The sequence below is a fragment of the Kitasatospora sp. NPDC002965 genome (genome assembly GCF_040611255.1).
Lineage (GTDB): Bacteria > Actinomycetota > Actinomycetes > Streptomycetales > Streptomycetaceae > Kitasatospora.
The window spans coordinates 1-11,231 of sequence record NZ_JBEXNT010000210.1; the positions used below are offsets into that span (position 1 = coordinate 1).

General features: G+C 74.6%; 9 protein-coding genes. 6 read left to right on the forward strand and 3 right to left on the reverse strand.

Annotated elements, in window-relative coordinates; all coding sequences use genetic code 11:
* Nucleotides 1-1,217 (reverse strand): NAD(P)-dependent alcohol dehydrogenase (locus ABZY91_RS39860; RefSeq protein WP_355408896.1); only part of this gene is annotated, 1,217 nt, incomplete at its 3' end.
* 127 nt (nucleotides 1,218-1,344) lie between these two features.
* Here ABZY91_RS39860 and ABZY91_RS39865 point away from each other — a divergent pair.
* Nucleotides 1,345-2,292, forward strand: coding sequence for a helix-turn-helix transcriptional regulator (locus tag ABZY91_RS39865; RefSeq protein ID WP_355408898.1), 948 nt, complete (start codon nucleotides 1,345-1,347; stop codon nucleotides 2,290-2,292).
* A gap of 418 nt (nucleotides 2,293-2,710) precedes the next feature.
* Nucleotides 2,711-4,036 carry a globin domain-containing protein gene (locus tag ABZY91_RS39870; RefSeq protein WP_355408900.1) on the forward strand — a complete coding sequence of 442 codons (1,326 nt, stop codon included), beginning with the start codon at nucleotides 2,711-2,713 and terminating at the stop codon, nucleotides 4,034-4,036.
* A 149-nt stretch (nucleotides 4,037-4,185) separates the two neighbouring features.
* Here ABZY91_RS39870 and ABZY91_RS39875 read toward each other — a convergent pair whose 3' ends face one another.
* Nucleotides 4,186-5,619 carry a selenium-binding protein SBP56-related protein gene (locus ABZY91_RS39875; protein WP_329880856.1) on the reverse strand — a complete coding sequence of 478 codons (1,434 nt, stop codon included), beginning with the start codon at nucleotides 5,617-5,619 and terminating at the stop codon, nucleotides 4,186-4,188.
* A gap of 349 nt (nucleotides 5,620-5,968) precedes the next feature.
* Nucleotides 5,969-6,928 carry an alpha/beta hydrolase gene (locus ABZY91_RS39880; RefSeq protein ID WP_355408902.1) on the reverse strand — a complete coding sequence of 320 codons (960 nt, stop codon included), beginning with the start codon at nucleotides 6,926-6,928 and terminating at the stop codon, nucleotides 5,969-5,971.
* A gap of 120 nt (nucleotides 6,929-7,048) precedes the next feature.
* Between ABZY91_RS39880 and ABZY91_RS39885 the strand changes: the two genes are divergently transcribed.
* The 4 genes from ABZY91_RS39885 to ABZY91_RS39900 all read left to right on the forward strand — a co-directional run bounded on the left by ABZY91_RS39885 (nucleotide 7,049) and on the right by ABZY91_RS39900 (nucleotide 11,131).
* The gene (locus tag ABZY91_RS39885; protein WP_355408906.1) at nucleotides 7,049-7,924 is read left to right on the forward strand and encodes a fused MFS/spermidine synthase; all 876 of its coding nucleotides are present in this window, start codon (nucleotides 7,049-7,051) and stop codon (nucleotides 7,922-7,924) included.
* A 141-nt stretch (nucleotides 7,925-8,065) separates the two neighbouring features.
* On the forward strand, nucleotides 8,066-8,902 hold the full coding sequence (locus ABZY91_RS39890; RefSeq protein ID WP_329948221.1) for a class I SAM-dependent methyltransferase: 837 nt from the start codon (nucleotides 8,066-8,068) through the stop codon (nucleotides 8,900-8,902).
* Nucleotides 8,903-9,221: 319 nt separating this feature from the next.
* A complete protein-coding gene (locus ABZY91_RS39895) occupies nucleotides 9,222-10,031 on the forward strand; it encodes a DedA family protein (RefSeq protein ID WP_355408904.1) in 810 nt (269 codons plus the stop codon).
* A gap of 200 nt (nucleotides 10,032-10,231) precedes the next feature.
* A complete protein-coding gene (locus ABZY91_RS39900; protein ID WP_329948252.1) occupies nucleotides 10,232-11,131 on the forward strand; it encodes a Gfo/Idh/MocA family oxidoreductase in 900 nt (299 codons plus the stop codon).
* The last annotated feature ends 100 nt before the right edge of the window (nucleotides 11,132-11,231 follow it).

Below are 11,231 nucleotides of genomic sequence, written 5' to 3' on the forward strand. Positions count from 1 at the left end.
GGGTCGCGATGCGCGCCCACGAGCTGGCCGCCGACGGGGCGTACCGGCCCGAACTGGGGCCGGCCTGGCGGATCGCCAAGGTGTACTGGAACCGGCGTCGCGGTGTCGATCACGAAGCGGTACCGCACGTCACTCGCCAGCACCCGGTCGTACGCCTCGTTGATCTGCTCCGCCCGGATCAGCTCGATCTCCGCGCCGATGCCGTGCTCGGCGCAGAAGTCGAGCATCTCCTGCGTCTCCGGCAGGCCGCCGATCATCGAGCCGGCCAGCGACCTGCGTCCGACGAGCAGCGCGTGCGCGTTGATCGAGACCGGCTTCTCCGGCGCCCCGACCTGGACCAGGGTGCCGTCGGTCCGCAGCAGCCCGAGGTAGCCGCTCAGATCGAGGTCGGCCGAGACGGTGTTGACGATCAGGTCGAAGGTGCCGGCCAGCTCGGTGAAGGTGGCCGGGTCGGAGGTGGCCCGGTAGTCGTGGGCGCCCAGCTTCAGCCCGTCCTCGCGCTTGCGCAGCGACTGGCTCAGCACGGTGACCTCCGCCCCCTTGGCGCGGGCGATCTTCACCCCCAGGTGGCCGAGGCCGCCCAGACCGACGATCGCGACCTTGCGGCCGGGACCGGCGCCCCAGCGCGTCAACGGGGAGTACAGCGTGATGCCCGCGCAGAGCAGCGGCGCGGCGACGTCCAGCGGCAGCGCCCCGGGGATGCGCAGCGCGTAGTTCTCGTCGACCACCAGCTGCCTGGCGTAGCCGCCGTAGGTGGGCGCGCCGTCCCGGCCGACCGCGTTGTAGGTGAAGACCGCGCCGCTCCCACCGGTGCAGTACTGCTGGAGTCCGGCCCGGCAGCTGTCGCACTCCCGGCAGGAGTCGACGAAGCAGCCGACCCCGACCCGATCGCCGACCGCCCAGCGGGTGACCTCCGGGCCCACCTCGCCGACCACGCCGGCGATCTCGTGGCCGGGGACCATGGGGAAGATCCCCGGACCCCAGTCCTCGGCGACCTGGTGGATGTCCGAGTGGCAGATACCGGCGTAGGCGATGTCGATCAGGATGTCGTGGGCACCGAGCGCCCGGCGGGGGACGGTGGTCCGCTCCAGGGGGGCCTTCGGGGCCGGGGCGGCGTACGCGGCGACGGTGCTGCCGCCCGCCTCGGTGCGGGCGGCCTCGACGTCGCCGGCCTCGGCGTTCGTGTGGATGGTGTCCGTGACCGTGGTGTTCGTCATGCCTCAAGGCTCGGTCCGGCGGCCCGGGGTAGACAGACCAGTGCCTAACGTAGGCACGGCCTTCCTACCACCGGCAGTATCACCTTCCAGCACTCGCCGGGAGCCCGGTCGCACGCATACTGCAGACGTGGACCAGCGCACCGAACTCAGCGAATTCCTCCGGTCCCGGCGTGCCCGGCTCCAGCCGTCCGACGTCGGCCTGCCCGACTACGGCGGCCGGCGACGGGTCCCCGGGCTGCGCCGGGAGGAGCTGGCCCAGCTGGCGGGCGTGAGCACGGCGTACTACGTCCGGCTGGAACAGGGCCACGGGGAGAACGTCTCGGCCGCCGTCCTGGACGCGATCGCCCGCGCCCTGCGGCTCTCCTCCGCCGAGCGCGAGCACCTGCGCCGCATCACCAAGCCCGCGCGCCGCCGCCCCGGTCGCGGCCGTTCCACCCGCCCGCAGCAGATCCGCCCCGAGTTCCAGCAGCTGCTGGACGCGATGGAGAGCGTCCCGGCCTACGTGCTCGGGCGGCGCCTCGACGTGATCGCGTGGAACCCGCTCGGCAACGCGCTGGCGGGGGACTTCGCGGCGCTCCCGCCGGAGCACCGGAACATGGCCTGGCAGGTCTTCCTCGATCCGGCCGCCCGCGAGCTCTACCTGGACTGGGAGACCAAGGCCGCCGACGTGGTCGGCATTCTCCGGCTGGACGCGGGCCGCGACCCGGACGACCCGAGACTGACCTCGCTGATCGGCGAACTCTCCCTCAAGAGCGGCGAGTTCCGTCGACTCTGGGCCGCGCACGACATCCGGGACAAGGGCCACGGCACCAAGGAGCTGCACCACCCGGTGGTGGGCCGGCTCACGCTGCGCTACGAGACGCTGCGCCCGGCGGAGGAGGCGGACCAGGTGCTCGTCGCCTATCACGCCGACCCGGGCTCGCCGTCGGCCGAGTCGCTCCGGCTGCTGGCCAGCTGGACCGCGACCGGGCCGGCACGGCCGTCCTCGCCGGCCGTCCGGCCGGACGGTGCGCCAACGCCGGACGCCTCGCCGGTGCACGGGGACCCGGGACGGCCCCCGACCCCGCCGGTGTAGCTCTCCGGGGAGTCCGGCGGCCCTGCCGGCAGCGCCCGCCCGGCGTGGCGGGCGTCGCCGCCCCCGCGTCCGGGCGTCGCCGCCCCCGCGTCCGAACGTTGCCGGCGGCCGGGGCCCGTCGGGACGACCGGTCCTCCCGGAAGCGTGCCGTCATGGCGGCACCCCGGTAGCCGCGCGGCCGTGGCCGTGGCGGCGATGGGTCGGGAGTCCTCTTTGTTGCGGGGTCGTTGGTCCGGTGGTCCCGGGAGGGCCGGGACCACCGGCCCTTTCCCGGTGACGCGTCCTGCCGTCTACTGGACCGGGAGCCACCCCCGGGCCGCCGCCTGCCCGAAACCCGGTCGGGGCGGGTCCGTTGCCGGTCGACGGCGTGAACGGGCCTGTCCTGTCATGTAACTGACGGGTAGTTAGGCTGCCGGTCATGGAGATCAGCAGCACCACCACCGAGTACGACCGCCTGATCGCGCGGCACCATGCCATGCGCCTTCGCCGGCAGATCCTCACGCCGGCGTCGTCCCCGCTGGACTCCTTCCCCGACGCCCGTCCCGGCTCGCGCCCCGGCGGCGTCGGTCCCGGCGCCCTCGACGCCGGTACGGGCGGGGACCTCGACGCCGGGGACTTCGACGCCGCCGCCGACCAGCGGCTGATCATGGGCACCCTCGGCCTGGTCGCCCCGTTCGCCGACCTGATCGACCACCTCTACGCGTGCATGTTCCGCCGCCGCCCGTACCTCCGGGCGCTCTTCCCGGACTCGATGGAGTTCCAGCAGGTCCACCTGGAGCGGATGTTCGACTACCTGGTCGAGAACCTGCACCGGCCCGCCCAGCTGTCCGCCACGCTCGCCCAACTCGGCCGCGACCACCGGAAGCTCGGGGTCCGGCCGGTTCACTACCAGGCCTTCGAGGAGGCCCTCTGCGAGGCGATCCGGCACCGGGCCGGATCCCGGTGGAGCGCCGGACTGGAGGACGCCTGGGTGCGGATGCTGCGGTTCGCGGTCGAGGCGATGGTGGCCGGCGCCGAGTCGGCGCTCACCGAACCCCCGTACTGGCACGCCGTGGTGGTCGGCCACGAGCGCCGCCGACCCGACCTCGCCGTGCTGCGGGTCCGCACCGGCGAGCCCTACCCGTACCGGGCCGGCCAGTACGGGACGGTGGAGCACCCGAGGCTGCCGCACACCTGGCGGCAGTACTCGATGGGCTGTGCGCCGCGCGCCGACAACGAGCTGGAGTTCCACGTGCGCCGCACCGGCCCGGGCGGCGTCAGCGAGGCGCTGGTGGAGCACACGGCCGTCGGCGACCGGCTTCGGCTCGGGCCGCCGCGCGGCACGCTGATGCCGGACGACGACAGCCGGGACCTGCTGCTGGTGGCCGGCGGCACCGGACTCGCCCCGATGAAGGCGATCGTCGAGCAGCTGGTCGAGCACCGCCCGCGCGGTCGCCGGGTCCACCTCTTCGTCGGCGCCCGGGCCCGGGCCGATCTCTACGACTGGCCGTCGCTCGCCGAACTCGGCGGCCGTAAGCCCTGGTTGGAACTGGTGCCGGTGGCCGACGACGCGGCCGGCGGGCGACCGGGCGCCGGCCCGGGCCGCCGGCTCGCCGAGGCGGTCGGCCGGGCCGGCGACTGGTCCGAGCACCTGGTCTGCGTCAGCGGCCCGGCCGGCCTGGTGACCGAGGTCCGGACCAGGCTGGCCGCCGACGGCCTACCGGCGAGCCGGATCCACCACGACCCGGTGCTCGGCCGGGTCTGACCGCCGCCGGCGGCCAGGGCGACCGGCGGCGGGCCCTTCGGCACCGCCGCCGGAGGGCCCGCCAACGGCCGCGACACCTTTGCTCGGGGACCGCGACCGGGACCGCAACCAGCGACGGGGACCGCGACCGCGACCGCGCCCGCCCGGGACTACCGGTAGCAGTACGAGTCCGAGGAGGCGTCCCCGCCCGCCAGGTGGGTCTGGTGCACGCGCAGCCCGCGGAACTCCTCGCCGTGCGGGAAGAAGCGCCGGTCCACGGTCAGCCCGCCCGCCTCCGGGTCGGCGTCCAGCTTGACGATCCACGGCTCGATCCCGTCGGGGTAGAACTGGTCGTCCCACGCCCCGTACAGCGAGTTGGTGACGTAGAGCCGCCGACCGTCCCGGCTGATCTCGACCATCTGCGGCGCCCCGCTCAGCGGTCGGCCGGGCTGGGCCGGGTGCGGCGTGCGGGCCGCGACCCCGCCGAGCCGCACCGAGGCCGTGAGCCGCGGGTGGAACGGGTCCGACACGTCGTACTGGAACAGCTCGCCGGTGCCCCAGGCCGAGACGTACAGCCAGCGGTCGTCGACCGACAGGTTGATGTCCGTGATCAGCGGCGGCACCGCGCCGAACGGCTGGAGGGCCGGCGGCAGGTCCTCGGCCTTGGCCTCCTCGGCCGGTATCTCGATCACCTTCCGCGCCGTGAACGCCTCGCCCTGCCGGTACCAGAGCCAGACCGACGCGGAGAGGTCCTCCACGTTGGTGACCACCCCGGCGAACCCCCACTCCGCCTGCGGATCGTGCGCCGGGCGCAGCTCCAGCACCATCTGGTACTGGTCGCCGAGGTCGATCCGCTGAAGGTGCCGGCCCGAGTCGAGCTCCCAGAAGTGCAGCGCGTGCCCGTACTTGCGACCCAGCAGCAGCTCCGGGACGACGCCGTCCTCGACCATCCACGGGGTGCCCCACTCGCTGGTGACACCCACGTTGGTCCCGAGGTGCCACCACACGTCGTAGGCGAAGTTCTGCGGTCCGCGCTCGGTTTCCCAGGGGCGCAGCACCTCGAAGGTGGTGTGGTCGAGCAGCGCCACCCCGCCGGGCCCGTCCGCGCCCTCCGCCGCACCGAGGCAGGAGAGGAACACGCCGTCCGGTCCGCAGTGCAGCGTGTGCGGCCGCGAGTAGCCCGCTCTCTTCGCGAGCTCCTCCGCCTCGACGGTCTTCACCAGCCGTGGCCGCACCGGATCCGGTCGGGTGTCCAGCACGTGCAGCTTCGACGACCGCAGCCCGGGCAGCAGCAGGTACCGCCGCTCCGGGTTGTCGTGGCAGGCGTGCGCGAGCGCGCTGGAGCAGGCGTTCCACCCGAAGTGGTGCAGCTCGTCACCGACCCCCGGCATGGCGGTGAAGTTGAGGACCCGCCCGTAGCTCGGCGACTCCGGGTCGGCGTCGACGGTGATCAGCGCGTCCGGCTGCTGCGCCGACCGGTCGAACCCGGCGACGTACGCGAGCTTCTCCGGCGGCGCGGCGATCGCCTCGGCGGGCGTGCGGTAGAGGGAGGGGTCGCTGTGTCCGTCCTGGTGGTCGTCGTGCGGGCCGTGTCCGTGCGGCATGCTGGCTCCTCAACTCGCCTTCTCGGCAAGGGAAGTGACAGGGGCCCGGGTAGCCTTCCACAGATTCACGGGCGCACAGCAGGCGCACGGGGGAGCGGGCGGGGGGTATTCCCGTGGCACGGGCTCCGCCATCCGGACGGTCGCGGTCCGCCCGGCCGCCGCCCGCCGGTGCGGTCGGCCCCACGGCCGGGACCGCGCGGGGCCGCGCCCGCGCAGACGACTCCGCCGGCACCCGAGCGGGTGCCGGCGGAGGGGGAGACACGGAGGCGAACGGGTCACGCGTCCTCGGGCCGCGGGCCGTCGGAGCACGGGGGCCGGTGCAGCGCGAGGGCCGGTGTGCGGCGAGGGATCAGTGCACGGCGAGGGGGAAGTAGGCGTCGAGCCAGCGGTCGAGTTCGGCGAAGACCTGGGTGCGGGCCTTCTCGCCGGAGAGGACGAGGTCGTGCATGCCGCCCTCGATGCGCACGATGGTGACGTGGCGGCCCAGGTGGGGCCCGGCGGCGGCGATGTCGTCGGCGCGCAGGATGGCGTCCGCGTGGTGGAGGGCGTTGTGCCAGCGGGTGGTGGAGATCGAGGCGGTGGAGGCCATCAGCAGGATCGGGACCTCGACGCCGAGGCCGCGCCGCACCTCGCGGTGGCCGCGCTGGATGGCGGCGAGCCAGCCGGCGAACAGCGGGACGCCCTCCGCCGGCTTGAGACGCAGGTCGAAGTCCCACGCGCCGCGGTGGTCCTGGTGCAGGCTGTGCACGTAGTGCGGGTTGAGGGCCGACGGCAGCACGCGGGTCGGGGCGAAGCGGCCGAGGGCGTCCAGGGCGGGGGCGCCGAGGGTGCGGACGGCGGGGGCGGCCGGCATGGAGAGGAAGGGGCTGTTGAGGAAGAGCGCGTCGACCAGCCCGCGCCCGGCGCGGCGGCCGGCCCAGAGGGCGGCGATCAGGCCGCCGGTGGAGTGGCCGTTGATCAGCAGCCGGGTGTGCCCGTCCAGCTCCCGGACGACCCGGACGGCCTCGTCGAGCTCCTCGTCGTAGGTGGAGAGGTCGCGGACGAAGTTCGGGGACTGGTGCGGTCGCAGCGAACGGCCGTACTTGCGCAGGTCGAGCGCGTAGAAGGAGAAGCCGGCGGCGGCGTAGTGGTCGGCCAGGTGGGTCTGGAACCAGTAGTCGTTGTAGCCGTGGATGTAGAGGACGGCCCGGTCCGAACCGGGGACCAGCCGCCGGACGAGCGTGGCGGAGACCTCGCCCTCCTCGTCCGGGCGGAGCGGCAGTTCGACCGCCTCGTAGGGGGCACCCAGGATGTCTTCGCGGAACTCCATGTCCAGTCGCACCCAATCTCTGCTCGGTATCGCTGCCTCGGGAACCCCGACGATACCGGCCGGTAGCCTCGGGCGTGACGGCGACTCGGGCAAGCCGCCTATGCTGCCGTCATGCCCGAGATGCCCGACACGCCCAGACCGTCCGTGGACGACGACCCCGTACCGGTCGTGCGGCGGACGGACCTCGGGCAGGCCAAGCTGCTGCCCGACATCGACCACGACGGCGGCTGGCTGCTCTCCCTGGACGACACCCCGCAGTCCTACGTCGACCTCGGGGACCCGACCCATCTGGAGTTCGAGTACACGCAGCGGTTCGGCCACCTGGTCGACGCGCTCGCCCCGGCCGGGCAGCCGCTGGACGCGCTCCACCTGGGCGGTGGCGCGCTGACCGTCCCCCGCTACCTGGCCGCCACCCGTCCGGGCTCCCGCCAGCGGGTGGTGGAGGTCGACGGCCCGCTGCTCGCGCTGGTGGCGGAGCACCTTCCCTGGCACGGGCCGGGCGCCGACATCACGGCCGTGGTCGGTGACGCCCGGGCGGCGCTCGCGGAGGCCGCACCAGGCTCGCTGGACCTCGTCGTCGCCGACGTCTTCCACGGTTCGCGGACCCCCGGGCACCTGACCTCGGTGGAGTTCCTCCGGCTGGCGTCGGCCGCGCTGCGCCCCGGCGGCTGCTACGCCGCCAACCTCGCGGACGGTCCGCCGCTCGCCTTCGCCCGCGCGCAGGCGGCGACGGTGCGGGCCGTCTTCCCGGAGGCCTGCCTGATCGCGGAGCCGCCGGTGCTGCGCGGGCGGCGGTACGGCAACATCCTGCTCGTCGGCTCGACCGGTCCGCTGCCGGTCGCCGACCTGGTCCGGCGGCTGGCCGGCGACATCTTCCCGGCCCGGCTGACCGACGGCGCCGACCTCGCGGCCTTCGTCGCCCGGACGGAGCCGGTGACGGACGCCACCGCCACCGACTCCCCGCCCCCGCCGGAAGGGGCGTTCAGCGTCGGCTGACCGGGCGCGCGTCCCGGGCACGGTGCGCACGGTCGCGCGTGGCGGCGCGCCGGGGCTTCGCGCGCTCTGTTCACGCCCCCGGCAGTGTCAGAATCGGCGGGTCCGTCCCGGGGTCCGAGGATGCAGAGGAACGACCGAGTGATGAACAGCATGGAACGTCCGGATCTGACGGCGGTCCCCGAGACGGCACTGTGGACGCTCTACCAGCGCTCCGTCGAGGCGCGCAGGCCGGACACGGTGCTGCACGACCCGAAGGCGGTCGAGCTGGTGGACCGGATCGACTACCCGTTCGCCGAGCGCTTCGGAACCAGCGGCGTCCAGGCCCAGCTGCAGGCGCTGCGGGCGGCCTGCTTCGACCGCGAGGTGGCGGACTTCCTGGCCCGGGAGCCGCGCGGCACCGTGGTCTGCCTGGGGGAGGGCCTGGAGACCCAGTACTGGCGGGTCGACAACGGCCGTGCCCGGTGGATCGGGGTGGACCTGCCCGAGTCGGTCGCCCTGCGGGAGCAACTGCTGCCGCCCGGGCCGCGCCGGCGCTCCGTGGCCGCCGACGTCACCGACCTCGGCTGGGCCGAGGAGGTGGACCGGAGCCGGGCGGTGCTGATCACCGCGCAGGGTCTGCTGATGTACCTGCGGCCGGCCCAGGTGCGGGCCCTGATCGCGGGCTGTGCCGAGCGGTTCCCGGGCGGTTCGCTGGTCCTGGACGCGGTACCGCGCTGGTTCGGCCGGCTCACCCTGAGCGGCAGGGTGCGGACCCGGGGCTACGAGGCGCCCCCGATGCCGTGGGCGATGGACGCGGGCGAGCGGGCCAAGCTGCGCAGCGCCGGTCCTGCGGTGGCCGCGGTGCGGGACGTCCGGCCGACCGGCGGACGCGGACTCGTCGGCGCCCTGCTCCCGATCGCCCTCGCCGTTCCCCCGCTGGCGGACCGCCGCCCCTCGGTCACCGTCGTGGACTTCGCGGACCGCCCCGTGCAGCCGTAGCCGACCGGGTCGTGGGGCCGGGGCCCCCGGCCGGTGCCGGGTCGGGGGCGGCTGCACGGGGCCGGTGAGAGTCCCCGGGCGGAGGCGCGGTGGAGGCGCGGTGGGCGGCCCGGTTCCCGGGGACGCCGGAACCGCCGCAGGCCGCCACGCGTCGTAACCAGGGGTGATCGGCCAGGGGGACGGGCCGCCCGGCACGTTAGGCTGCCTTCTCGGGGAGCGGCCTGGTGCCGCCATTCGGACGACGTCGAGACCGGCGCGCGGGCTGCGGATACCTGACCGGGCCTGCCGTGGGTCTCGTCCTGCCACGGAGGTACTGGCCTTGCTGCACATCGACGCCTGGATCGAGGGCGTGCCACCGGGCGCGGTGTATGCCCTTGTAGGTCTGATCATCGGACTGGAGTCGCTGGGCATTCCGCTCCCCGGCGAGATCGCCCTGGTGTCCTCGGCGCTGCTGGCCGCGCGCGGCGTGGTCAGCCCGGTCTGGGTGGCGGTCTTCGCGATCCTCGGTGCGATCATCGGCGACTCGATCGGCTACTCGATCGGACGCAAGGGCGGCAAGCCGCTCTTCGAGAAGCTGGGGCGACGGTTCCCCAAGCACTTCGGCCCGGACCACCTGGCCAGCGCCGAGCGCTCGTTCCAGAAGTGGGGCATGTGGGCCGTCTTCTTCGGCCGCTTCATCGCCCTGCTGCGCATCTTCGCCGGGCCGCTCGCCGGCGCGCTCAAGATGCCGTACTGGAAGTTCCTGATCGCCAACGTCCTCGGCGGCATCGTCTGGGCCGGCGGGACGACCCTGCTCGTCTACCAGGTCGGCAAGGTCGCCGAGCAGTGGCTGTCGAAGTTCTCCTGGATCGGCCTGCTCCTGGCCGCCCTCGGCGGCGCCTTCTCGGCCTGGCTGATGAAGCGCCGCGCCGCCAAGTCCGCCCGGGCCCGTGAGGCGGAGGACGCGGCGGCGGAGGCGGCCTCGGCCGCCGAGGCCCCGATCGGAGCACCGTCGGCGACTGCCGCCGCCACCACGGCCACCACCACCACGGCCGCCACCACGGTCACTGCCGCCGCCACGGCGACGGCGACCGCACCGGGTGCCGGCGCGCAGACCGCCGCAGCACCCGCCGGGCCCGTCGCGGACTGACCCGCCGGCCAGGGCCGCCGCCGCCCCGGGGGAGCGACGGCGGCCTTCGTGCGACCGGGCACGGTACCCACCGGGCACGGACCCGACCGGGCGGCGGAGTACGGTCGAGCACCATGGCGGTACGGCACAGTACGGCAGCACACGAGATCGACATCGACGCACGACCGAACACCCGCGCACGACCGAGGAGCGAGACCACCATGCGGATCGGACTGCTGGGCACCGGCCCCTGGGCGGAGCGGGTGCACGCACCCGTCCTGGCGGAGCACCCCGCCTTCGAGTTCGCGGGAGTCTGGGGCCGCCGCCCCGAGGCCGCCGCAGCGCTCGGCGCGCAGCACGGCGTCCCCGGCCACGCCGACCTCGACCGGCTGCTCGCCGAGGTCGACGCCGTCTCCATCGCACTGCCGCCGACCGTCCAGGCGGACCTCGCCGTACGGGCCGCCGAGGCGGGCTGCCACCTGCTGCTCGACAAGCCCGTCGCGCTGACCGTCCCCGACGCCCGCCGGGTGGTCGAGGCGACCGGACGCAACGGCGTCGCCTCGGTGGTGTTCTTCACCGTCCGCTTCGGCGGCGACCAGATCCCGTGGATCGAGGCGCAGGCCGCCGCCGGCGGCTGGTTCACCGGCCGCTCCGACTGGCTCGGCTCGGTCTTCGCCCCGGACTCCACCAGCCCGTACGCGGCCTCCGCCTGGCGCAAGGACAAGGGCGCGCTCTGGGACGTCGGCCCGCACGCCCTCTCCGTGCTGCTCCCGATCCTCGGCGACGTCACCTCCCTGACGGCCGTGGCCGGCCCGCTGGACACCGTCCACCTCGTGCTGCGCCACGTCGGCGGCGCGTCCAGCACCCTGGCGCTCAGCCTCACCGTCCCCGTGGCGGGCGGCGGCACCGGGATGGAGCTGCGCGGCGAGGCCGGCACCGTCCACCTGCCCGAACGCGGCGAGGGCCCGATCGCGGCCCTGCACCGCGCCCTCGACGCGCTCGACGAGTCCGTCCGCACCGGTGAGCCGCACCCCTGCTCCGCCGCCTTCGGCCTGCGGACCGTGGAGATCCTCGCGGCCGCCGAACGCTCCCTCGCCGCGGGCACCACGGTCGCCGTCTGACCACTGGTCCCGGATCCCTCCCGCCGCCGCGTGCGCCGGACCCGCTGACCGACAGGGACGCCGTTTCGAGGAACGCCCGTGTCAGGGCCGCCAGGTTGAG

Coding starts and splice junctions, on each gene's coding strand:
- ABZY91_RS39870 (WP_355408900.1), top strand. CDS start 2,711: ATGGAGATCAGCAGCACCACCACCGAGTACGACCGCCTGATCGCGCGG.
- ABZY91_RS39875 (WP_329880856.1), bottom strand. CDS start 5,619: ATGCCGCACGGACACGGCCCGCACGACGACCACCAGGACGGACACAGC.
- ABZY91_RS39880 (WP_355408902.1), bottom strand. CDS start 6,928: ATGGAGTTCCGCGAAGACATCCTGGGTGCCCCCTACGAGGCGGTCGAA.
- ABZY91_RS39885 (WP_355408906.1), top strand. CDS start 7,049: ATGCCCGACACGCCCAGACCGTCCGTGGACGACGACCCCGTACCGGTC.
- ABZY91_RS39890 (WP_329948221.1), top strand. CDS start 8,066: ATGAACAGCATGGAACGTCCGGATCTGACGGCGGTCCCCGAGACGGCA.
- ABZY91_RS39900 (WP_329948252.1), top strand. CDS start 10,232: ATGCGGATCGGACTGCTGGGCACCGGCCCCTGGGCGGAGCGGGTGCAC.